Consider the following 23,083-nt stretch of genomic DNA (forward strand, 5'->3'; position numbering starts at 1 on the left):
ACTGTCGCCGGCCGCTACGCGGACAGCGCGGCCACCAACACGGGAGTCACCTGCTCGACCTGCCAAGGCCGCGCCCCGTACCCTGCCAGCGCAGCCCCCACCGACTCCGTGTCCACGCCCTTCGGCGGCTCCCAGCAGACCCGCCGCACGGTGTCCGGCGTGATCAGATTCTCCTGGGGCATGTTCAACCGCTCGGCCAACGCCGAAACCCCGGCCCGGGCCGCGGACAACCGAGCCGCGGCCGCCGGATCCTTGTCTGCCCAGGCGCGCGGCGGCGGAGGCCCGGTGACCGGCTGCCCCGGCGCCGGCAGCTGCACGTCCGTCAACGCCTTCGCCCGATCGACCGCGGCCTGCCACTGCTCCAGCTGCCGCCGCCCCATCCGATGCCCGAACCCGTTCAACGCCGCGAGGGCGTGGACATTGACCGGCACGGCAAGCGCCGCCTCCACGATGGCCGCGTCACTGAGCACCTTGCCCGGCGACACGTCCCGCCGCTGCGCGATCCGGTCCCGCGTCTCCCACAGCTCCCGCACCACCGCGAGCTGCCGGCGCCGCCGCACCTTGTGCATCCCGGAGGTCCGGCGCCAGGGATCCTTGCGCGGCTCGGCGGGCGGCGCGGCCGCGATCGCGTCGAACTCCTGCCGCGCCCACTCCAGCTTGCCCTGCCGGTCCAGCTCCTTCTCGAGGGCGTCCCGCAGGTCGACCAGGAGTTCCACGTCCAGCGCCGCGTACCGCAGCCACGGCTCGGGCAGCGGCCGGGTCGACCAGTCGACGGCGGAGTGTCCCTTTTCGAGTACGTAGCCCAGGACGCCCTCGACCATCGCGCCCAGGCCGACCCGCGGGAACCCGGCGAGCCGTCCCGCGAGCTCGGTGTCGAACAGCCGCGTCGGCACCATGCCTATCTCGCGCAGACAGGGCAGGTCCTGGGTGGCCGCGTGCAGCACCCACTCGACGCCGGAGAGGGCCTCGCCGAGCCCGGACAGATCGGGACAGGCAACGGGGTCGATCAGCGCGGTCCCCGCGCCCTCGCGGCGCAGCTGCACCAGATAGGCGCGCTGGCCGTACCGGTAACCGGACGCCCGTTCGGCGTCCACGGCCACGGGGCCGGAACCGGCCGCGAACGCGGCCACCGCCGCGGCGAGCGACTCCGCGTCGGCGATCACCGGCGGAATGCCCTCGCGCGGTTCGAGCAAAGGAATCGGCGCCCCGGAATCAGATGATCCGCCGTCGTCCGGAGGGGCGCCTCCGGTGGTTCGCAGTGAGCTGTCTGCTGCGGTCTCTTGGGCGTCGGTCACCTGTCAAGGGTATCCGTGGATGGACAGCGCCCGCCGACGTAACGTTCCGTCGACGGGCGCCTGGGGGTCGTAAACCAGTCAGGTCGGTGAAACATCCGGTTCACGACAGGTGGGGTACGGACGCGGGGATCACCGGCCGATCCTGTTCACGTCCGTGAATGGTGCGGGATTGAACCACCGGTGCCGGATGGGTGGCCGGTGTCAGTGGATGATGCCGGTCCGCAGGGCCACCGCGACCATCCCGGCGCGGTCGCCCGTGCCGAGCTTGCGGGCGATGCGGGCGAGGTGGCTCTTGACGGTCAGCGCGGACAGGCCCATCGAGACGCCGATCGCCTTGTTCGACTGGCCCTCCGCGACCAGGCGAAGAACCTCGACCTCTCGTCCGGAGAGCTCGCGGTAGCCGCCCGGGTGGCTCGGGGCACCCGGGGGGCGGCGGTGCATACGGGCGCCGGCGGCACCGATGGGAGCGGCACCGGGTCGGGTGGGGAGCCCGACGTTGGTACGGGTGCCGGTGACGACGTAACCCTTGACGCCGCCCGCGAGGGCGTTGCGCACGGCGCCGATGTCGTCGGCCGCGGACAGGGCCAGGCCGTTGGGCCAGCCCGCGGCGCGGGTCTCCGAGAGGATGGTGAGGCCGGAGCCGTCGGGCAGGTGGACGTCGGCGACGCAGATGTCGCGGGGGTTGCCGATGCGGGGACGGGCCTCGGCGATGGACGACGCCTCGATGACGTCACGGACACCGAGCGCCCACAGGTGGCGGGTGACGGTGGAGCGGACTCGGGGGTCGGCCACGACCACCATGGCGGTCGGCTTGTTGGGACGGTAGGCGACCAGGCTTGCGGGCTGCTCGAGAAGAACTGACACCAGGCCTCCTGGGGTGCGGGACGGCTTTGAAGGTCACAGTCGTCTTCGGCACCAAACCCGAAGCCCTTTAGTGAAAGATCACGATTTAGTGAGTGGAAATCTGTGCAATTCGGACACGTGGTCGATCGTTCGGTGAACGAATCGGTTCGTTCGAGGGGCGGTTCATGATTGAAAGTGGCCGTATCGACAAAACGATGACAAAAACGGCGGCCGGTTGGCGGCCGCCGTGAATGAAGTGAGCGGGACTGAAGTGATCGGACCGGGGTCAGCGTGCCTGGGGATCGCGCCGCTGGGGCAGCGTCACCACCGAGGCGTCGCCCGGCCCGGCCGGCGGCAGCCCCGCGATCTGGGCCAGCAGATCGCACCAGGAGGCCAGATGGGCCGCCGTGTCCGGCACCCCGCCCATCCCCTCCCGGGGCGTCCAGGAGGCCCGGATCTCGATCTGCGACGCGGCGGGGCGCTCGGACAGCCCCCCGAAGTAGTGCGAACTCGCCCGCGTGACAGTGCCGCTCGGTTCGCCGTACGACAGTCCGCGCGCGGACAGCGCACCGGTCAGCCAGGACCAGCACACGTCGGGCAGCAGCGGGTCCGCCGCCATCTCCGGCTCCAGCTCGGCCCGGACCAGCGTCACCAGCCGGAAGGTGCCGCGCCAGGCGTCGTGCCCGTCGGGGTCGTGCAGCAGCACCAGCCGGCCGTCGGCCAGATCCTCGTCGCCGTCGACGACGGCCGCCTCCAGCGCGTACGCGAACGGCGCGAGCCGCTGGGGCGCCCGCGTCGGCTCCACCTCGATCTGCGGCCTCAGCCTGCTGCCGCGCAGCGCCTGCACCGCGGCCAGGAAAGCCGGCGGAGCCGTACCGCTCCCATCCCGGTCCCCCTCCTTGGTGTCGTCCATTCCGTCAGCGCCGTCCGACAGTCGTCCTTGAGCCGCAGCCATGCGGGGAAGATTAAGGGGAACCGAGCCTTCGTGCAGGGCAAGACACCCTTCTACGTGTAGCCGGCCTGTGGGTGACCCCAGGCGCGGCGGGAGCAATTCCACCGCCGTGCAAGACTTGCCCCGTGAGCGCCAACGACACCCCGCAGCAGTCCGCGACCTACGACTCCGCCTTCCTGAGGGCCTGCCGGCGCGAACCCGTGCCGCACACCCCGGTCTGGTTCATGCGGCAGGCGGGGCGCTCGCTGCCGGAGTACCTCAAGGTGCGCGAGGGCGTCCCGATGCTGGAGTCCTGCACGCGGCCCGAGCTGGTCACCGAGATCACCCTCCAGCCGGTCCGCCGGCACGGCGTCGACGCGGCGATCTACTTCAGCGACATCGTCGTACCGCTCAAGGCCATCGGCATCGACCTCGACATCAAGCCCGGCGTCGGCCCGGTCGTCGAGAAGCCGATCCGCACCCGCGCCGACCTGGCCCGACTCCGCGACCTGACCCCCGAGGACGTCTGGTACGTCACCGAGGCCATCGGCCTGCTCACCCGCGAACTCGGCGCCACCCCGCTCATCGGCTTCGCCGGCGCACCTTTCACCCTCGCGAGTTACCTCGTCGAGGGCGGTCCGTCGCGCACGTACGAGAACGCCAAGGCGATGATGTACGGCGACCCGGAGCTCTGGGCCGACCTGCTCGACCGGCTCGCGGACATCACAACCACCTTCCTCAAGGTGCAGATCGAGGCCGGCGCCTCCGCGGTGCAGCTCTTCGACTCCTGGGCCGGCGCCCTGGCCCCCGCCGACTACAGGCACTCCGTGATGCCGGCCTCCGCGAAGGTCTTCGAGGCCGTCGCCGGTTACGGCGTCCCGCGCATCCACTTCGGTGTCGGCACCGGCGAGCTGCTCGGGCTCATGGGCGAGGCCGGCGCGGACGTCGTCGGCGTCGACTGGCGCGTCCCGCTGGACGAGGCCGTCCGCCGGGTCGGCCCCGGCAAGGCGCTGCAGGGCAACCTCGACCCGACGATCCTGTTCACCACCCCGGAGGCCGTCGAGGCCAAGACCGACGAGGTGCTGGCGGCGGCCGCGGGCCTCGAGGGCCACATCTTCAACCTCGGCCACGGCGTCATGCCGGCCACCGACCCGGACGCGCTGACCCGCCTCACGGAGTACGTCCACACGCGGACCGCCCGCTGACTCACCAGGTGTGCCGGGGCCGTGCCCGCCTGCCGAACAGCAGGCCGCGCGGTTCCGGCGGCGGGGGAGTGCCCGGTTTGAGCGGCCAGGCGAGGAGCATGCCGGCCAGGAAGCCGACCACATGCGCCGCGTACGCCACCGTCCCGGCGTCGGAGACGCCCTCGCCGGACGAGTACACCGCCTGAAGCACGAACCAGAAGCCCAGCACCAGCCAGGCGGGCAGCCGCAGCGGCAGGAAGATCAGGAACGGGACGAGGACCCAGACCCTGGCCTTCGGATAGAGCACCAGGTAGGCACCGAGGACGCCCGCGATGGCTCCCGAGGCGCCGATCAGCGGGTCGCCGGAGTCCTCGTTGAGCAGCGCGAAGCCGTAGGCCGCCGCGTAGCCGCAGACGACGTAGAAGAGCAGGTACCGCACATGCCCCATGCGGTCCTCGACGTTGTTGCCGAAGATCAGCAGGAAGAGCATGTTGCCCAGCAGGTGCAGCCAGCTGCCGTGCAGGAACATCGCCGTGAAGACCGACACCACGGGCGACTTGTCGTAGCCCGGCGGGGCCACCACACAGCCCAGGGCGCCGCCGGCACTCCTGCCGACGTCGCCCGTGGGGACCGTGCGCGGCAGCTGATGGTGGATCAACTCCCGCGGCACCGCCGCGTAGTGGTCCAGGAACGCCTGCAGATGGCACAGCTGCGCCAGGTCGCTGCCGCCGGCCACGGAGCCGGCTATGCCGGGCGTGGCCAGGAAGACGTAGACGTTCGCGGCGATCAGTGCGTACGTCACCCAGGGGGTGCGGCGCACCGGGTTCACGTCATGGACGGGGATGACCACAAGGGATTAGTGCCCGCGATGGGCCCGGTAAATCGATGAACGCGGCCACGCGCGTGTGCGTATGAGTCGGCAACCGCCCGCGGCGCGGGGAAGGCGGGTCGCGGGGACGACGTGAGGAACAGGCGATGAACGACCGAGTTACTCCTCCGCTGCCGGTACAGGCCCTGCCGAACGGCGAGGCCGAGCTGGCCCTTGTGATCCAACTGCCCTGGGAGGACGTGGCCCGGCTGGGCCAGGAGGCCGGGCGGCTGGCCTCGCAGATGCAGCGCCCGGTGAGCCTCGACGAGGCGGTGAGCAACCGTCTCAGGTCCACGCGGCCCGCCGCCGCGCACGCGAAGCCGGCCGGCGAGCAGCCGGTGGCCGTGACGACCACGGCCTCCGTCTCCTCGCTCCCGCCGCGGCCCCCGGCCGAGCAGGCCCGCCAGGCCATCGAGCGGATCAACGGCTCGGCGTAGCCGTCAGAGCCTCAGGGATCTTCAGGGGGCTTCAGGGGCTCCAGGGGCCCTCAGGAGGCCCGTACCTTCGCGGTGGCCTTGCGGGCGGCCACCAGTACGGGGTCCCAGACCGGGCTGAACGGTGGGGCGTAGCCCAGGTCCAGGGCCGTCATCTGTTCCACCGTCATCCCGGCCGTCAGGGCCACCGCCGCGATGTCGACCCGCTTGCCCGCGCCCTCCCGGCCCACGATCTGCACGCCGAGCAGCCGCCCCGTGCGGTGCTCGGCGAGCATCTTCACCGTCATGGGGGCGGCGTTCGGGTAGTAGCCCGCCCGGCTGGTCGACTCGATGGTGACCGACACGAACCGCAGCCCGGCCCTGCGCGCGTCCTTCTCGCGCAGGCCGGTGCGGGCGATCTCCAGGTCGCAGACCTTGGAGACCGCGGTGCCGACCACACCGGGGAAGGTGGCGTAACCGCCGCCCACGTTCGCCCCGATGACCTGCCCGTGCTTGTTGGCGTGCGTCCCCAGCGCGATGTACCGCTGCCGGCCGGAGACCAGGTCGAACACCTCCACGCAGTCGCCCCCGGCCCAGATGTTCTCGTACCCGCGCACCCGCATGGCGAGGTCGGTCAGCAGCCCGCCGTGCGTCCCCAGGGGCAGCCCGGCGGCCTCCGCGAGTGTCGTCTCCGGACGCACGCCGATGCCCAGCACCACCACGTCCGCCGGGTACTCGGCGTCCTCCGTGACCACCGCCCGCACCCGCCCGTCCTCACCGGTGAGGATCTTGGTGACCTCGGCGTCGTCGACCATGGTGATGTTCATGCCCTCCATGGCCTCGTGCACCAGGCGCCCCATGTCCGGGTCGAGGGTCGACATCGGCTCGCTGCCACGGTTGACGACCGTCACCTCGTAGCCCCGGTTGATCAGCGCCTCGGCCATCTCCACGCCGATGTAGCCGGCCCCCACGACCACCGCGCGCCGGCCACGCGTGCGTGCGAGCGAGTCGAGCAGCGCCTGCCCGTCGTCGAGCGTCTGCACTCCGTGCACCCCGGGGGCGTCCGCGCCCGGCATGTCCGGGCGGATCGGGCGGGCGCCGGTCGCGATCACGAGTTTGTCGTACGACGTCCAGGACTCGTCCCCGGAATCGACACCACGCGCGCGTACCCGCGCGTTCGCCACGTCGATCTCCGTGACCTCGGTACGCATCCGCAGGTCGATGTCCCGCGCGCGGTGCTCCTCCGGCGTACGGGCGATCAGCTCGTCCGGCCCGGAGACGTCGCCGCCCACCCAGTACGGGATGCCACAGGCCGAGTACGAGGTGAAGTGGCCGCGCTCGAAGGCCACGATCTCCAGCTCGTCCGGGCCCTTCAGACGGCGGGCCTGCGACGCCGCGGACATTCCCGCGGCGTCGCCGCCGATCACGACCAGTCGTTCCCTCGCAGCGCTCATGCTCATGCGAACACGCTACGGGGACAGGGCATTTCAGTCCTGCCCACCGTTCTCCTCGGGGGTGGTGGCCTCCGGTGCGGTACGGGCCGTGGGCAGCGGGCCCCAGGTGGCGGCCGCGTGTGCGGACGCCGTGCGGCGCGGCAGCCGGGGCCGGACCAGCCGCAGCCACGCCAGCACGAGCAGGACGGCCACCGCGACGAAGGGCAGCACCGCGCCGAACACCACCGCCAGCCAGCGCAGCATGGTCACGAACGCGTGCCAGCCGCCCTCCAACGCGTCCAGGAAGCCGGGGTCCTCGTCCTTCGCGGCCGCCTTCTTCACCGGCGTCTCGGACAGCGACAGCGTGATGGTGGCCAGGCTGGTGCGGTCCTTCAGGGACGCCTGCTGGGCGAGCAGCGCCTCCAGGTCGGCCTCCCGGTTGCTCAGCTCGCCCTCCAGCTCCACGACGTCGCTCAGCCTGGTCGCCCGGTCCATCAGCTCGCGCACCCGGGCCACGCTGGCCCGCTGCGACTTGATGCGGCTGTCCACGTCGACGACCTGGTCGGTGACGTCCTCGGCCTTCGCGGTGCGGTCCAGCAGCTTGCCCGCGCCCTGTAGGTCGGTCAGGACCTCGTCGTACTTCTCGACCGGCACGCGCAGCACCACGCGCGTGTGCTCGCGTCCCTCGTCGTCCCGGCTGGTGGTCTCGTTCCCGACGTAGCCGCCCGCGTTCTCGGTGGTGGTGCGGGCCTCGTCAAGGGCCTTGGGCACGTCCTTCACCTGTACGGTCAGCGAGGCGGTGCGGATGATGCGGCTCACCGCCGGCTGCGGCGCCCGGGTCGCCCGGGAGCCGCTCGCGTCGTTCGCGCCGCCGGGGGCGGAGCCCTTCTCGTCGCTCCGGGCGGCGGCGCCGTCCGCGGCCTTGCTCCCGGCGCTGCTGTCGTTCGCGCCGCTGCTGCATCCGGTCAGCGCGAGCGCGGTGGCCAGCAGCAGTCCCGTCACGGCGTGGACGGGTCGTACGGAATGTCGTGCGCGCATCTGGGCGTCCCCCCGAGGGTCTTGACGACTGACGCTCCTTGGACGCCGGGAGGGGCACGGACGTTGGGGTGGGGCCGGTCCCGATGCGGTCACGGTCGGGACTCGTGCAGGACACCGGGGCGGGGCGGGCCTGTCAGTGGGGTCTGAGAGGCTGGGGACATGCGCGAAGTGGAGAGTCGTACGGGTGCGGGGTCGGTCGTCGTCATCGGGGCCGGCATCGCGGGGCTGGCCGCCGCCCACCGGTTGCTGGCGCGGGGCGCGCGGGTGACCGTGCTGGAGGCCTCGGACCGGGTCGGCGGCAAGCTGCTGCCGGGCGAGATCGCGGGCGCGCGCGTGGACTTCGGCGCCGAGTCGATGCTGGCCCGCCGACCGGAGGCGGTCGCCCTCGCGCGCGAGGTGGGGCTCGCCGACCGCCTCCAGCCGCCGGCCACGGCGACGGCCTCGATCTGGACCCGCGGCGCCCTGCGCCCCATGCCCAAGGGTCACGTCATGGGCGTCCCCGGCACCGCGACCGCCCTCTCCGGCGTCCTCTCCGACGAGGGCCTCGCCCGCATCGAGCGGGACGCCGACCTGCCCCGCACGGAGGTCGGCGACGACGTGGCGGTCGGCGAGTACGTGGCGGAGCGCCTCGGCCGCGAGGTCGTCGACCGCCTCGTCGAGCCCCTGCTGGGCGGGGTGTACGCGGGCGACGCGTACCGCATCTCGATGCGCTCGGCGGTCCCGCAGCTCTACCAGGCGGCGAAGGCGCACGACTCGCTCACCGAGGCCGTCCGCGAGATCCAGGCGAAGGCCGCGGCGGCCCAGCAGACGGGGCCGGTGTTCATGGGCATCGAGGGTGGAGTCGGCACGCTGCCGCTCGCGGTGGCGGAGGCGGTGCGGGCGGCGGGCGGCGAGATCGTCACCGGCGCGCCCGTGACCGAGCTGCGCCGCGCGGCCGGGACCGGCTGGCGCGTGACCACCGCCGACCGCCTCCTGCACGCCGACGCCGTCGTCCTCGCCGTCCCCGCCCCCGTCGCCGCCGATCTCCTCCGCGCCGAGGCCCCCGCCGCCGCCACCGAGCTGGCCGGCATCGAGTACGCCTCCATGGCCCTGATCACCCTCGCCTACCGTCGCGCCGACACCGCGCTCCCCGAGGGCAGCGGCTTCCTGGTGCCGCCGGTCGACGGGCGCACCATCAAGGCGTCGACGTTCGCCTCCCAGAAGTGGGGCTGGATCGCCGACGGGAACCCGGACCTGGTCGTCCTGCGCACCTCGGTCGGCCGGTACGGCGAGACGGAGATCCTCGGCCGCGAGGACGCCGGCCTGGTCGACGTCTCCCGCCACGACCTGCGCGAGGCGACCGGCCTCGACGCCACGCCGGTCGCCACCCGCGTCACCCGCTGGACCGACGGCCTGCCCCAGTACCCCGTCGGCCACCACGCGCGCGTGGCCCGCATCCGCGAGCACGTCGCCAAGCTCCCGGGCCTCGCGGTGTGCGGCGCCCAGTACGACGGCGTCGGCATCCCGGCCTGCATCGCGAGCGCGCACGCAGCCGTCGACCAGCTTGACGGCGACCTCAGTGCTGTGCAGGAGCTCACCGCCAACCCGGTGCAGAGTCTGCACGGCGGAGCGGGAGAATGAGGGACATGAGTGACGACGCCCCCACCACCGAGGCCGCCCGGATCCCGAACAAGGGCAAGCTGGCCAAGGACCTCAACGAGGTCATCCGCTACACCCTGTGGTCCGTCTTCAGGCTGAAGGACGTACTGCCCGAGGACCGCGCGGGCTACGCCGACGAGGTCCAGGAGCTCTTCGACCAGCTCGCCGCAAAGGACGTGACGATCCGCGGCACGTACGACGTGTCCGGTCTGCGCGCCGACGCCGACCTCATGATCTGGTGGCACGCGGAGACCAGCGACCAGCTGCAGGAGGCGTACAACCTCTTCCGCCGCACGAAGCTGGGCCGCGCCCTGGAGCCCGTCTGGTCGAACATGGCGCTGCACCGCCCCGCCGAGTTCAACCGCTCGCACATCCCGGCGTTCCTCGCCGACGAGACGCCCCGCAACTATGTGAGCGTCTACCCCTTCGTGCGCTCCTACGACTGGTACCTGCTGCCCGACGAGGACCGCCGCCGCATGCTCGCCGACCACGGCAAGATGGCCCGCGGCTACCCGGACGTCCGCGCCAACACGGTCGCGTCCTTCTCGCTCGGCGACTACGAGTGGATCCTCGCCTTCGAGGCCGACGAGCTGTACCGCATCGTCGACCTCATGCGCCACCTCCGCGCCTCGGAGGCCCGCATGCACGTCCGCGAGGAGGTCCCGTTCTACACGGGCCGCCGCAAGGACGTCGCGGAGCTTGTGGCGGGCCTGGCCTGATCAACTAGCCGGTTGTGGAGTCGCCTTACGTGAGCGACTCGTCGGCTGGGGTTCCCGGTGCGGTGCGCAGGCCGCGCGCCGTACCGGCATCCGCCCTTCCAGCAGGTACGCGTCCAAGTACCCGTTGACGCACCGGTTCGGCCCCCCGGCGATCCCGTGCGTCCCCGCATCCCGCTCGGTCACCAGCACCGCCCCCGACAACCGCCGCTGCAACTCCAACGCCCCCTCGTAAGGCGCGGCAGCGTCCCGCTCGGCGGCCAGAATGAGCGTCGGCGGCAACTCCCCGGGCCCCGTCCGCACATCCACCGGCTGCTGACGCGGCGCGAGCCAGTACGCGCAGGGCAGGTTCATCCACACGTTGTCCCAGGTCTCGAACGGCGCGACCCGCGCGAGCCGCGTGTTGTCCCGGTCCCAGACCCTGAAGTCCGTCGGCCAGGACGCGTCGTTGCACTCCACGGCCGTGTACACCGCGTTGGAGTTCTCCGCCTCGGCCGCCGCCCCCGGCACCGGCGCCGCCTGTCCGATCAGCTGCTTCGGGTCGCCCTTCAGGTACTCCGACAGCGCCTGCGCCCGGTGCGGCCAGTAGTCGTCGTAGTATCCGGCCGTCAGAAACGCCCCCTGCAACTGTGCAGGGCCCACCTTGCCCCCGGCCGGTTCCGCCGCCAGCTGCGCGCTCGCCCGTTCGTAGCTGCGCTGCACCGCCTCGGCCGTCTTCCCCAGCCCGTACACGTCGTCGTGCCGGGCGATCCACTCGCGGAAGTCCGTCCAGCGCTCCTCGAACGCGGCCGACTGGTCGAGGTTGTTGCGGTACCAGACCTGCTCCGGGTCCGGATTCACCGCGGAGTCGAACACCATCCGCCGTACATGGGACGGGAACAGGGTCGCGTACAGCGCCCCGAAGTAGGTGCCGTACGAGGCCCCCATGAACGTCAGCCGGTCCTCGCCGAGCGCCGCCCGCAGCACGTCCAGGTCGCGGGCGTTGTTGACCGAGTTGTAGTAGGGCAGCGCGCTGCCCGCCCTCTTCGAGCACCCGCGCGCGTACGCCTTCGCCTGCGCGATGCGTTCCTTCTTGTACGACTCCGAGGGGTTCGTCGGCGACTGCGAGGGTGCCTTGAAGAAGCGCTTGGGGTCCTGGCAGGACAGCGGTGCTGAGTGGCCGACGCCGCGCGGGGAGTAGCCGACCAGGTCGTACGCCGCCCCGATCCGCTTCCACTCCGGCAGCAGCCCGACCAGCGGGAAGTACAGGCCGTCGCCGCCAGGTCCGCCCGGGTTGTAGACCAGCGCGCCCTGCCCCGGCACCCGGCGCTTGCTGTTGTGCGGGTCCTTGTGCGTGGCCAGGACCCGGCTCACCGTCAGCTTGATCTGCTTGCCGTTCGGATCCGCGTAGTCGAGCGGGACGGACACCGTGCCGCACTTGAGCGCACCCGGCATGTCCTGCGCCTCGGCGCACTTCCCGAAGTCGATGCCGGCGGCCCGGGCGCGCGCGGCGGCGATCGCCGTGCCTTGCAGAGCAGCCGTGTCCGGCACGACGGAGGCGCCGCCGGCCGGCGCCGCGGCGAGGGTGGTCAGGAGCAAGGATCCGGCGGCCGAGTAGAGGGCGGCTGCTCTCATGGCGTATCCCTTCGATGCACGGCGGCGACAAAAGGGATGTTTCGTTCGGCGGTCGGCGAAGGCAAGCACCGCCCCGGCGGTGTCGGCGCCAATGACCCCTGTGCGCCCCCGGCGTGCGGTTCACGCCGACCGGAAAACGACCCCTACGGCTGGTCGCGGTGCGTGAGGGCGGCGCGCAGATCCGGCTCGCCGATCGCCCGTACGCCCCGTACGGCGACGGTCGTGAGATACGTACGGTCGTCGCCGCCCGCCGCGTGCCGCGCGAGGGTCCCCAGAAGCCGCTGTCCGGCCGGAGAGGCCCAGCGGGAGTACGGGTGGACCTCGATACGCGCGATGGCGAGACAGCTCAGCGTCAGGGCCAGCGGCAGCGCGAACCAGAGGGCCATCAGCCCGCGCGGCATGGTCGACTGGGCGGGCAGCAGCAGTGCGGCCGCGCCGAGCGCCGCGACGGCCGACGCGGCGAACTGCACCTGACGGATCCCCGAGGCGATGCCGCCCCGCCCGTCGGGCACCGCGAGCCCGGCGCTGACCAGCCGGTCGCCGAGGCTGCCCACCGCGTCCGCGGAGGCCGCGGCGGCCCGGACCGGGGCGATCCGGTTCTGCCCCTCAGGGCCGATGGCCCCGATGACGGACCGCTCGATGTCGTCCCGGGCGAGCGGATCGACCACGGTCGCCCAGCCGGTGTGGGCGAGCAGCAGCCGCCGCTGCCGGGCCATGGAGACCATGGTCAGATCGGCCACCCGCCCGGGCCCGCCGGACAGGAAAGCCGCCTCGTAGAGCGTCAGATCGTGACCCTGGGTGTCCGCGTCGACGGCGGCCGCGCGTACGGCGGCCAGGCACAGCCGCGTACACGCCGTGCCGGCGACGGCCCAGGCCAGCAGCAGGAACAGAACCCAGAACATGCCGCGTTTCTATGCCAAAGGCCTGCGGAGACGCCATGGCCTGTTCACAATCCGGACAGAGCGTTGCGGGTATGTGACGTTCCGGTTGTCCGGAAGCGATCCGTGCGGGCGCTACGGCTGTTACGGCGGCGGGCTGGAGGCGGCCGGCGGGAGCGTGTACGTGCCGGACGCCGAAGGGGTGACCGGGACGACCGGGGTCGGATCCGCCGTCGGGCCGGGCGGAGCCGGGGAGTTGGTGAGCGGGGGAGTGCTCGCCGAGGCCATGTCCCGCGCCAGCGCGTCCCAGTCGACGTACCCCGTGGCCTCCAGGACCTTGATGTGGTCCAGGACGGTCGTGTTCGCGTCGTCGGCGAGGGCGCGCACCAGGGAGTTGCGGGTGGTGGCGCGGACCTGGGCGACGACGGAGAACACCTTGCCGTGCGCGAGGCGCAGGATGTTGGCGAAGTCGCGGTCGTAGTCCACGCCTTGGGCCGCGTTCAGGGTGGCGAGCCACTGCTGCTGCTGGGCGTTGGGCTCGTTGGGCAGGGCGAGCCCGAGCTTGGCCGCGACGTCCCGGACCCGCTGGTCGAGGAAGGTGTGCCCCTGGACGAGGTGCTGCCCCGCCGTCCGTACGGCCTGGGTGGTGCCCTTCTGCTCGGCCTCCTGACCGGCGGGCAGCTCCCACAGGCCGGCCAGCCGGACCTTGGTGATGAACTCGCGGTCCAGGCCGGACAGCGGTCCGTAGTTCGTCGCCACGGTCTGGGCGTTGAGCACGTCCACGCCGGTGCCCGACCGGTCGGCGTACGACCAGATCGGGAAGATCAGCGCCAGTAGGGTCGCTGTCAGGCCCGTGATGATGATCCCGGTGCCACTGATGATGCCTCGGCCCCTGAGGGGCGGTCGAGGTCGCATGGTGCCTCCTGCTCACGGCACCGCACGCTTGTCGGAAAATGAGTGCGGGATTGACAGGTTACCGGGAGGTGTGAGGCAACTGTCGGGCAGGGATGCCCGTCAACGGTGCAGCAGCACCTTGCGCGCCGCCCGCACCAGGCGTCCCTGCGCCCGCGGTGCCGGCCCGGACCGCTCCAGCCACCAGTCCCGCAACTCCCGTCGCACCCGCGCGTCCTCCGGCCGCCCGGAGAGCAGCAGCTGCTCGGCGAAGGACAGCGCGTCCCGCCGGTAACCGCCGGTCATCGGCTGCCCGTGCGCGTACGCGAGGAAGGCGGGCCGGTAGCCCTCGCCGAGAATCTCCGGCAGTTCGGGCGCGACCTTGCCCACGACGTCGGCCCGCTTCCCGGCGAGCGCGCGTGCCTGCACGCCGAGCCGCACCCGGTCGAACCCCTCGGGGACCGGCGTACCCGCGACGAGCGCGGACAGCAGCGCGGCCTGAGCGAGGGCGAGACGCTGACGGGCCGGATCGGTGGGCGACTCGGCACTCGGCACCTCTGCGGAGGGAGCCCGCATGCCCTCGGCCGTACCGCGACCGGCCGCCACGGCTTCCCGTATCGCCGCCAACTCCCCTTCCAGCACCGCCGGTTCCGGGAAGTTCTCGTCCCGCTCCAGCAGCACCCCCGGCGGTGACACCCGCGACGCGAGGTCGGTCAGGATCGCCAGGACCTCGGGCGGTACCGGGTGGGCGTGGCTGTCGTGCCAGACGCCGTCCCGTTCGAAGCCGCCCGCGACATGGACGTACGCGATGGCCTCCAGCGGGAGCTCGGCGAGTGCCTTGGCCGGGTCCTCGCCTCGGTTGACGTGGTTGGTGTGCAGGTTGGCCACGTCGATGAGCAGGCGTACGCCGGTCCGCTCGACCAGTTCGTAGAGGAACTGCCCCTCGGTCATCTCCTCGCCCGGCCAGGAGATCAGCGCGGCGATGTTCTCGACGGCCAGCGGCACCGGCAGCGCGTCCTGGGCGATGCGGACGTTCTCGCACAGGACGTCGAGGGCGTCCCGGGTGCGGGGCACGGGCAGCAGGTGGCCGGCCTCCAGGAGCGGCGAGGCGGTCAGCGGGCCGCCCGCCCGGACGAACGCGATGTGCTCGGTGACCAGCGGCGCCCCCAGCGCCTCCACCCGCTCGGCCAGCGCGCTCAGCCGCCCGGCGTCGGGCCGGTCGGCGCCGCCGAGGCCCAGCGAGACGCCGTGCGGGATGACGGTCACCCCGCGGGCCCGGAGCCGCTGGAGCGACTCGGGAAGGTGCCCGGGGCAGAGGTTCTCGGCCACGGCCTCGACCCAGTCGATGCCCGGCATGCGCTCCACGGCGTCCGCGATCTCCGGCCGCCATCCGATACCCGTACCCAGTCGCTCCATGGTCCGTCCCCCTCCTCGGCTTCCTCCGCAACCGCCCGTCCCGTCCGTCTCTCCGGACGTGACGGGGGTATGGCCCCGGAGGCCGGACCCGAACCCCGCCGCTTACACCTTCAGAGGAACATTTGAGGTTCGGATCCGGCCCCGGGGCACCCCGGCGGCCCTACTGGAGGACACCCGCCGAGTCCACCGGATCCGGCCGTCCCGTGTTGACCGTGCCCGGCGCGGCCGGCGAGGGCCGGGAGGTCGTCTTCACGTCGCCGCTCGCCTCGGCGGCCGGCGCGGAGGGCGCCACCTGCCCGGGGACCGGCGCCGCGGGGCCGGTGGGGCTGGCGGTCGTACCGGCGACGGCGTCGTTGGCGATGGCGTCGAAGTCGACCCGGCCGGTCTTCTCCAGGATCGTGATGTGGTCGAGCACGGTCTGGTTGGCGTCCGAGGCCAGCTGCCGTACGAGGGTGTTGCGGGTGGTGTTCCGGACCGTGCCGATGGCCGGGAAGATCTTGCCGTGCGCGGACCGGAGCAGGTTCACGAACTTGTACTCGTACTCCGCGCCGCTCGCCGCGGACATCTCCTGCAGCCAGCCCTGCTGCTGCTCGTTCGGCACGTTGGGCAGTTCCACGCCGAGCTGGGCGGCGACGATCCGGACCCGTTTGTCGAGGTCGGTGTGGCCGACGATGAGATGGTCGCCGGCCTCCTTGATCGCCTCGCTGGGCGCGCGCTGGATCGCCTGCTGACCGGCCGGCAGCTCCCACAGTCCCGCCAGCCGGACGCGCACGATCAGATCGCGGTCGGCCGCGGTCAGCGGACCCCACTGGGTGTTCACGGTCCCCGCGGCCACGTTCGCCTGCCCGGTGCCCGAGCGGTCGGCGTACGACCACACGGGGAACGCGAGGGCGCCGATGGTGGCGACGAGGGCCGCGACGAGGAACGTCGTACCGTTGATCCGCCTGTTGCTCAAAGCTGCCTCCTGGGCTGGTGCTTGGCCGGAGCCGGCGACTGGAGGTACGAGCGGGTCGGCAGCGTTGTTCAAACAAACGGTAAAGACCTAAACGGCTGGCAAAGTCGTACGGCCGTCACGTCCGGCCCTCACGCCCCCGTCGGCCACCGCTCCGGCGCCCGCCCGAGCAGCCGCAGCGTCTCCTCCAGCGGCCCGGCTCCCGCGGGTCCCGCCACTACGGGCGCGAACGGGAATCCCGGTCCCCGCAGCGCCGGTTCGGCCGGGACGAGCCGGGCGACGGCGAGCGCCGCGCCGAGCACCTCGTCCGGCAGCTCCACCGCCACTCCGAGCGTGGCGGCGACGTCCCAGGCGTGCACCACGTAGTCGACGAGGTGGAAGGCGATCGCCGTCCGCCCGGGAAAGCTCGCGCCCAGCTCCGGCAGCGCGAACTCCCGCTCCCCGACGCCCGGTTCGCCGAAGGCGCCGAGAACGGCCGCCGCGGCTCCCCGGTGCACCCGGGCCGGTTCGCTCAGGTCCGCGGGCTCGCGCCAGTGCGCCATGTCCTGCCCCGCGCCGCGCGCGGCGGCCGCGAACCCGTGGTGCTGCGCGGCCATGTGCGCCACGAGCTGCCGCAGGGTCCACCCCGCGCACGGGGTGTCCCGCTCCCAGTCCTCACCTTTCGCCAGATCCACCACCCGAACCGCCTCACGCACGGCGACCCGGTCCAGTTCGACGATGTCCGCTTCGGTGACAGTCATGGCTCCGAGCCTAAAACTGTCCGAACGGTCGTGCTACTAGTTTTCCGAGGACGCCTGTTGCAGTCGCGCCGCGATCCCCGTCCGCGCCCGCTCATAGGCCGTCTCCTCGCTGTGCAGGACCGACACCATGTTGGCCGTCTCCATCAACGCGACCAGCTCGAAGGCAAGTTGCGGCACATCGGTCCCGGCCTGCAGCTCGCCGGCGTCGCGCGCCCCGGCGATGGTGTGCTCCACATGGGCGGTCCAGTCGCGCTGGGCGCGGACCACGGCGTCGTGCACCGGTCCCGACCTGGCGTCGAACTCGGCGATCACCTCGTAGAAGAAGCAGCCGCCCGGGAAGACCCGGCCGCGCGAGTACTCCAGCCATGCCTCGCACAGCCGCAACACCCGCCCGGCGCCCGGCGGTTCCTCCTGCGCCGGTCGGATCACCCGCTCGGTGAAGATGCGCCCCGCCTCGCGCACGGTGGCGAGCTGCAGCTCCTCCTTCGACCCGAAGAGCGCGAACACCCCGCTCTTGCTGAGCCGCAGCTCCGTCGCCAACCGCCCGACGGACAGGGCCTCCAGCCCCTCCACGGAGGCGATCTCGACGGTGCGGTCCAGCACCGCCTGCCGGGTCCGGTTGCCCCGTTCGACCCTGCCGTCGACCCGTGTCACCTTGTCGTCCCTTCAGCCGAGCCGCGTCGTCCCACCGTAAGGGGAAGGCGATGGGCAGCTGTCCAGCGGTCGGCTGGTGACGGTGCCGGTGCGGGTGGCGGTGTACGCGTAGCACTGGGCCCAGTCGGATGCCGCGACCTGGACCACGACCGTGGTGCGGGTCGCGGTCCGGGCGACGGAACGGGGGCTTCGGGGGCGCAGTACGTCGGCGATCTCCCGGTCGGTCAGGGTGCCGTCGGCGTCGGCCCCCTGGAGCCGGGTCCTGAGCCGCTCGGCCGCGGCGGTGACGTCGGCCCGGGCGTCGTGCTCCCGGTCCCGCCCGCTGTCGTGCACGGCCTGGAAGAACCAGACCAGCACACCCACGGCCACCAGCATGCCGAGCAGTACGGCAGCGCCGAGGCAGCCGGCCGACCGGGCGAGGAACCCGGCCGGCCCGCTGCCGCGGTGTGGCGCATGCCGCGTGGGGGAGGTCACGCGGTCATGCTCCCGTATAGCCGATGGAGGTCAAGGCGTCCTCCACCACGTGCTCGTATCCGGTGGTGCCCGCGTTGTTCGGATGGAAGGCCTCGCGGCTCAGGCAGGTCTGGCCGATGCCCGAGACGGCGATGCACACGGCGTGCGGGTCCCCTTCGTGGAAGTCCCCGTCGCCGTTGGGGCCGAGCACGATCTTGTTGATCCACTCGTCGCTGTCGCAGCCGCCGTGGCCGACGAACGCCGATACCGGATTGGCGTACGACACGTCGTACCCGGCCGCGTGCAACTCGTCCACCTTGGCCTTCTGCGCGGCGTCCGTGTAGTTGGCGAGGGTCGCCAGAGCGGCGGCCTCGTCGCCGTCGATGTACCAGGAGCCCGTGCACTTGACCGTGCGGCTGAGGATCTCCGGATAGCCGACGAGCAGGATCTTGGCGTTCGGTGCCTGCTGGGCGATGGCCCTCAGGGTGTCGCCGATGTCCTCCTTGGTCTGGTCGATCAACGCCTCGTACTTGCTGAGGAAGTCGCTGCCCGCGCAGTCGCCCAGGCCCGCGCAGTCCGTGACGGCGTTGACGAACGCGCCGTAGTTGTTGCCGCCGATGGTGAGCGTCACCAGCGTCGTGTCGTCGGTGAGCACGCCGGAGTCCACCTGCGGGATCTCCCGGAACTCGCCGTCGCCGGCGGCGATGTCACCGCTCTGCCAGTAGCTGGTGTCGACGGACCCGTCCACCTGCCAGGTGTGGGCGCCGGAGCAGGCGACGAAGCCGAGTTCCGCGTCGGGGCTGTAGTTGTCGGACAGCAGCGACAGGCTCGCGGACTCGCCCGGCAGTACGAGCTTGCGGGGCCACGCGTTGGCGCTGCGACGGCAGGCGTCCCAGTCGACGGTGCCGTGGTCCTGGTTGGTGGACTCGTCGTACGAGCCCGCGCCCTCGCCCGAGGAGTAGGAGTCGCCGAGCGCGGCCACGATGTGCCGTGGCTTGGCCGAGAGCCACTGGAAGCCGACGGCGTCCCAGGCCACGTCGTTGTCCGCCTGCCCCTCGGGGGTGTAGTTGGACAGCGTGACGCCCTGGAAGTCGGAGCCGGCGGTGAAGTGGTAGATGCCCAGGCTCACCCACTGGTTGGCGTGGGCGACTGCGTTGATGATCCGGTTGTGGGTGGTGCCGTCGCCGAGGTGGATGGTGTACACGGCCTGCTGGCTGCCGGAGCCGGTGTTGGGCAGGTGAACCAGTACCCGGGTCCAGGAGGTGCGCTGGGTGTTGAGTCTCCAGGTGCCGGTGGCGGCCATCGCGCCGCTCGCGTCGCCCGGATCCGTACCGGGATCGGACACGTTGGCCGTGGCGCCGTGGGCGTCGTCGCGGGCGTGGGCGTACCAGAAGTGGTCGCCGAACCCGCCGCCGATCTGGTGCAGGTCACCCTTCGCCTCGTAGTGGCCGGCGGAGTCGGCGTTGAAACGGAAGCCGAAGGTTCCCGAGTTGGTCCAGCCCGACTTGGCGCAGTTGTCGGTGAACGTCGGGACGCTGCTGGACACGTCGTCCACGATGGTGAAGCCCACGTCCGCGTTGTCGCACATGGTGCCGGATCCGTTGTTGCCGTTGCCCAGTTCGGTCCTGAGGGTCTTGTACGTCAGGTACTCGTGACCGCAGCTGTTGGGGCAGTCCACCTTCCAGGTGGTCTGGTTGGCGTGGTACCAGTGCGGCGGGTCGCAGGTCTCGCCGAGGTGGTCGACCTCGCAGCGCGGCGGGTCGGCCGGGTCGCAGTCGTTGACGAGCGGGGCGCAGAAGGTGTCGAGGTCCGGCTTGACCGAGGAGCGGTCGGCGTCGGAGTTCCACCAGGCGGCCGAGTAGCCCGCGGGGTTGCTGTTGTTGGCGGTGCCGTCGTCGGCATAGGCGCGCCCGGTGTCGATCGGCCAGGCGCCCCAGCCGAGTACCTTCTCCTCGTACGACCACTCCTGCGGATGGGCGGCGTCCGCATAGGTGTTGCCGTCCAGGAAGGCGTGCCGGTCCGGGGGATAGAGCGGGTTGGACGGGTTGTTCAGCCAGCCCAGGCCCCAGTAGCCGGTCGGGTTGGCCGGGATGTAGTAGTTGAGGCCGGAGTTGTAGTCCCACAGGGCGGCGAACCAGTTCTCCGGTGCCGCCGGGTCGTCGGTGTTGAGCTTGATGGCGGTGGACGCGTCGGTGGTGTGCAGCTCGTTCCACTTCTTCTCGAGCGTCTGCGCGGCGACCGCGATGTTGGAGGTGTAGTCCAGCGCGATGGCCCGCTGCTGGGCGGCAGGCAGCTCGTCCACGGCGCCCGTCTTCATGCCGTCGGTCTGCTGGCCGATGCCGTAGCCGCAGTCGGTCTTGGACCAGTCGATCAGCCAGTGGTCCTCGGGGGACGCCGGGTCGCTGGGGTGACCGTAGAAGCCGTTGGTGCTGGCCAGGGTGGAGCTGGTCTGGCCGGGCAGCGCACCGCCCTCGGCCTGCCAGAGATTGGACTCCTGGGCCAGCACGCCGAGGAGGACCTGCGCGGGGATACGACCGCTGCTCGTCCCGTTCAGACCCGGCAGCGGGAACATGCCCTGGGGGTTGACCGTGCCGAGGGCGTCGGCGGTGCGCCAACCGCCCTGGCGGACGTAGGCGCTGGTGAGGTCGGACCGGATGGCCATGTCGGCGGCCCACTCGACCTGGTTGGGGGTCGGCTGGTACGCCTGCTGTGCCGGGTCGTTGCGCGGCTGCGAACAGGTGCGGTCGTCGTCGACCGTGCTCGTGGGGCTGCCGGCCACGGCGGCCGACAACGTGGTCGCGGACTTCGACGCTGTGCCGGAGCCGGTCAGGGCCGGTGACGCCTGCCCGCCCGCGGCCTTCGCCCCGGTGGCGGCCTCGCCCACGGTGAAGGCGATCTTCCTTCCGGTCGCGGGCACCTCGGTCTTGATCTTCAGCGGTGCCGGAGTGTTCCAGGCGGTCGCCGCGAGGGGATCGCTGACGTGGCTGCGCAGGCTCTCGGACACGGCCTGGTCGACGGCGAGCGCGCCGGTCGAGGACACGGTGGCGTCCGCCGGGACCTTCAACTGCCTGACAGCGGAGGGCAGTTGCTGTACTGAGGCGGGCTTGCCGGTGAGGAAGACGCGGCCGGAGGTGCCGGCCGCCAGGCCCAGTTCACCCGACGAGCCCTGGGCGAAGGTGGTGGTCCGGCCGGCGGCGGTGCGGCGGGCGCGGGACCTGCCGGACTTCTGGTCCAGGAAGTCGACGCCGTCCTTGGCGTCGACGTGCAGGCCGAAGGCGGGGCCGTCGGTGGTGGCGAGCTCGGTGGCGTGGTTCTTCCGGTCGAAGCCGATCAGTCGGCCCGCCGCCGCGCCGACGATGCCGTCGGCGGTGGGGACCGCGGAGGTGACCTGGACGTTCTCGGTCTGCCTGCGGACGACAGTGCCGGTGGCGGTGTTCACCGTCAACAGCCGCGTCTGGTTGCGCTGTTCGTCGCCGAGCTGGGTGAGCACGGCGGTCTCGCCGGTGCCGCAGCCCGGGTTGAAGTACCCCAGGGTGACCGTGTCTGCGAGCTTGGTGACCTTGCCGCTGGTCAGGTCGACGACGGCGGCGAAGGCGCCACGCTCCATCAGCTCGGGCTCGTTGGTGAAGTCCCGCGGCGCGTAGACGACCACGGCCCGTTTGCCGGACCCCGTCACGCACGCGTTCCCGATCCACAGGTCGGTGCCGAAGCCGGGTTCCGAGAGCGTGGCGACGGTCCGCCACTGGTAGGCCTTGGCGCTGTCGGCGGTCAGCACACGCAGCGCGGAACCGTCACCGGCGACGGTCACCGCGCGGTCGGCCGACTTCTGCCAGCCCTTGGCCAGCTGCGTGTCCGGGGAGAGCACCTTCGAGGACCGGTCCTGGCTCGGTGCCTTGGGAGTGGGGTCGTTCGCGCCGGACGACTCCGAGGCGGACGCGGGTGACCCGGAAGGTGGTGCGGCGAAGGCGGGACCGGTCTGGGTCAGGCCGGTGACCGCCAGTGAAGCGGCCAGCAGGGTGATGGACGCACGTGCTCTGTGTCTCAGCCTCAAGGGTCCTCCAGGGTCCCGATGGGCAGGTGTGACCGACGGTGGGAGCAGACGTGAGGGTGAGAGGCGGGGGACATGAGTGCCCCCTCATCCCCGTTGCGGGACAGGAGAGTTCCCGCGAGTGAAGCCGACACAAGGTATGTGCAGGGGTCCCGGAAAAGGAAGAGGTCATGGCAACGGACGGATCCGGACACCATGACAGCGATGTCCACCGAGCGTGGTCCGTGGGGGTGGAACCCCTCGTTCCTGTGGATTTCTGTCGGAAATCTTCCACTTCCTCTCGCTACCCAACGCGCATGAAGTGACCTCAGTCACACGTGAGTTGGTGATGTCTGCGCCTCAAGTGCAGGAAGTTGCTTGGATGTTTCTTTGGTAACTCTTGGTTGTTCCTGTTGGGCTCTGAAGAGAAACCTGTGCACGTCCCTGAATTGAGCGCGCCGTCAGGGATACACGGGGGCGGGGCGTCGCGCACTTCATGACCCATTGGCGAACTCGCCGCCATCGCACGGAGTTTGCCTGCCTTCCTCACTGCAAAGGACGGGTCATGGTCAGTGCTCTTTCCGCGTTCCGCAACGTCAACAGACGGGCGGCGGCGATCGGCCTCGCCGTCGTCACCTGCGCCGGTATCACCACGTTCGCCACCGAGAGCCAGGCGCACGCGGTCACCGTCATCTACTCCTCCTCGCCCTGCATCGCCAGGGACCCCAGAGGCTTCGACCCCGACTGCGAGGCGGACCTCTTCATCAACTACAACTCGTCGCCCGACAGCGGCGTGAAGCCGGCGCCCGGCGCGGTCGCCGACATGTACGGGGACGTCTACGACTTCTCGGCAGGCCTGGACGGCAACGGGCAGTACGTCTTCGTCTTCAGCACCCTCGGCAGCCGGCCGGGTGCCGGGCAGAAGATCAAGAACAACGCGGCCTCCGCGGACCCCTGCGGCGTGGACAGCTACCGGATCTACTACAACTCCGGGTACACCGGCCACTCCCAGTACTTCGGCTCCGACCGGTACTGCGACGGGGACTTCAACTTCGACTCCACGCTGAAGAACGAGGACGCCTCGGAGCACTGGTCCTGA

20 protein-coding genes are annotated in these 23,083 nt (G+C 71.5%); 5 read left to right on the top strand and 15 right to left on the bottom strand.

The window, feature by feature from the left end; genetic code table 11:
• Positions 1-14: 14 nt before the first annotated feature.
• From ACQEWB_RS37780 to ACQEWB_RS37790, 3 genes are all read right to left on the bottom strand, one after another.
• Complete coding sequence (locus ACQEWB_RS37780) at positions 15-1,295, bottom strand: HRDC domain-containing protein (RefSeq protein WP_432839239.1); 1,281 nt, start codon at positions 1,293-1,295, stop codon at positions 15-17.
• 201 nt (positions 1,296-1,496) lie between these two features.
• Entirely contained in the window at positions 1,497-2,159 is a 663-nt protein-coding gene (locus ACQEWB_RS37785; RefSeq protein ID WP_242764552.1) for a helix-turn-helix transcriptional regulator, read from the bottom strand.
• Between the two features lie 265 nt (positions 2,160-2,424).
• The gene (locus tag ACQEWB_RS37790) at positions 2,425-3,093 is read right to left on the bottom strand and encodes a DUF3000 domain-containing protein (protein ID WP_432839242.1); all 669 of its coding nucleotides are present in this window, start codon (positions 3,091-3,093) and stop codon (positions 2,425-2,427) included.
• Positions 3,094-3,215: 122 nt separating this feature from the next.
• Between ACQEWB_RS37790 and hemE the strand changes: the two genes are divergently transcribed.
• Entirely contained in the window at positions 3,216-4,274 is a 1,059-nt protein-coding gene (gene hemE, locus ACQEWB_RS37795; RefSeq protein ID WP_432839244.1) for a uroporphyrinogen decarboxylase, read from the top strand.
• Position 4,275: 1 nt separating this feature from the next.
• Here hemE and ACQEWB_RS37800 read toward each other — a convergent pair whose 3' ends face one another.
• Complete coding sequence (locus tag ACQEWB_RS37800; protein WP_432839246.1) at positions 4,276-5,103, bottom strand: rhomboid family intramembrane serine protease; 828 nt, start codon at positions 5,101-5,103, stop codon at positions 4,276-4,278.
• A 125-nt stretch (positions 5,104-5,228) separates the two neighbouring features.
• On the opposite strand from ACQEWB_RS37800, the gene ACQEWB_RS37805 reads away from it, so the two are divergent.
• On the top strand, positions 5,229-5,558 hold the full coding sequence (locus ACQEWB_RS37805) for a hypothetical protein (RefSeq protein ID WP_432839248.1): 330 nt from the start codon (positions 5,229-5,231) through the stop codon (positions 5,556-5,558).
• Positions 5,559-5,608: 50 nt separating this feature from the next.
• Here ACQEWB_RS37805 and ACQEWB_RS37810 read toward each other — a convergent pair whose 3' ends face one another.
• Both ACQEWB_RS37810 and ACQEWB_RS37815 read right to left on the bottom strand, forming a co-directional pair.
• Positions 5,609-6,994 (bottom strand): FAD-dependent oxidoreductase, encoded by a 1,386-nt coding sequence (locus tag ACQEWB_RS37810; protein ID WP_432839250.1) that lies wholly within the window; start codon positions 6,992-6,994, stop codon positions 5,609-5,611.
• A 27-nt stretch (positions 6,995-7,021) separates the two neighbouring features.
• Positions 7,022-8,005, bottom strand: coding sequence for a DUF4349 domain-containing protein (locus ACQEWB_RS37815; protein WP_432839252.1), 984 nt, complete (start codon positions 8,003-8,005; stop codon positions 7,022-7,024).
• A 159-nt stretch (positions 8,006-8,164) separates the two neighbouring features.
• On the opposite strand from ACQEWB_RS37815, the gene hemG reads away from it, so the two are divergent.
• Both hemG and hemQ read left to right on the top strand, forming a co-directional pair.
• Positions 8,165-9,625, top strand: a complete 1,461-nt coding sequence (hemG, locus tag ACQEWB_RS37820) for a protoporphyrinogen oxidase (protein ID WP_432839254.1) — start codon at positions 8,165-8,167, stop codon at positions 9,623-9,625.
• Positions 9,626-9,630: 5 nt separating this feature from the next.
• On the top strand, positions 9,631-10,362 hold the full coding sequence (gene hemQ, locus ACQEWB_RS37825) for a hydrogen peroxide-dependent heme synthase (protein WP_432839256.1): 732 nt from the start codon (positions 9,631-9,633) through the stop codon (positions 10,360-10,362).
• Here hemQ and ACQEWB_RS37830 read toward each other — a convergent pair whose 3' ends face one another.
• The 9 genes from ACQEWB_RS37830 to ACQEWB_RS37870 form a co-directional block, all read right to left on the bottom strand.
• Positions 10,363-11,973, bottom strand: a complete 1,611-nt coding sequence (locus ACQEWB_RS37830; protein ID WP_432839258.1) for an alpha/beta hydrolase — start codon at positions 11,971-11,973, stop codon at positions 10,363-10,365. It lies immediately after the preceding gene.
• A gap of 143 nt (positions 11,974-12,116) precedes the next feature.
• Positions 12,117-12,875 carry a TIGR04222 domain-containing membrane protein gene (locus ACQEWB_RS37835; RefSeq protein ID WP_432839260.1) on the bottom strand — a complete coding sequence of 253 codons (759 nt, stop codon included), beginning with the start codon at positions 12,873-12,875 and terminating at the stop codon, positions 12,117-12,119.
• A gap of 120 nt (positions 12,876-12,995) precedes the next feature.
• Positions 12,996-13,766: a DUF4142 domain-containing protein gene (locus tag ACQEWB_RS37840; protein WP_432839262.1), complete on the bottom strand. Its 771-nt coding sequence runs from the start codon at positions 13,764-13,766 to the stop codon at positions 12,996-12,998.
• Between the two features lie 99 nt (positions 13,767-13,865).
• Complete coding sequence (locus ACQEWB_RS37845; RefSeq protein ID WP_432839264.1) at positions 13,866-15,158, bottom strand: DUF692 domain-containing protein; 1,293 nt, start codon at positions 15,156-15,158, stop codon at positions 13,866-13,868.
• 160 nt (positions 15,159-15,318) lie between these two features.
• Entirely contained in the window at positions 15,319-16,113 is a 795-nt protein-coding gene (locus tag ACQEWB_RS37850; protein ID WP_432839266.1) for a DUF4142 domain-containing protein, read from the bottom strand.
• A gap of 128 nt (positions 16,114-16,241) precedes the next feature.
• Positions 16,242-16,850: a TIGR03086 family metal-binding protein gene (locus ACQEWB_RS37855; protein WP_432839268.1), complete on the bottom strand. Its 609-nt coding sequence runs from the start codon at positions 16,848-16,850 to the stop codon at positions 16,242-16,244.
• Between the two features lie 36 nt (positions 16,851-16,886).
• Entirely contained in the window at positions 16,887-17,504 is a 618-nt protein-coding gene (locus ACQEWB_RS37860) for a TetR/AcrR family transcriptional regulator (RefSeq protein ID WP_432839270.1), read from the bottom strand.
• 12 nt (positions 17,505-17,516) lie between these two features.
• Positions 17,517-17,978, bottom strand: a complete 462-nt coding sequence (locus tag ACQEWB_RS37865; RefSeq protein ID WP_432839272.1) for a hypothetical protein — start codon at positions 17,976-17,978, stop codon at positions 17,517-17,519.
• Between the two features lie 4 nt (positions 17,979-17,982).
• Entirely contained in the window at positions 17,983-22,008 is a 4,026-nt protein-coding gene (locus ACQEWB_RS37870) for an SGNH/GDSL hydrolase family protein (protein WP_432839274.1), read from the bottom strand.
• Positions 22,009-22,549: 541 nt separating this feature from the next.
• Here ACQEWB_RS37870 and ACQEWB_RS37875 point away from each other — a divergent pair.
• Positions 22,550-23,083 (top strand): hypothetical protein, encoded by a 534-nt coding sequence (locus ACQEWB_RS37875; RefSeq protein ID WP_432839276.1) that lies wholly within the window; start codon positions 22,550-22,552, stop codon positions 23,081-23,083.

This window comes from Streptomyces sp. CA-249302 (assembly GCF_050936785.1).
Lineage (GTDB): Bacteria > Actinomycetota > Actinomycetes > Streptomycetales > Streptomycetaceae > Streptomyces.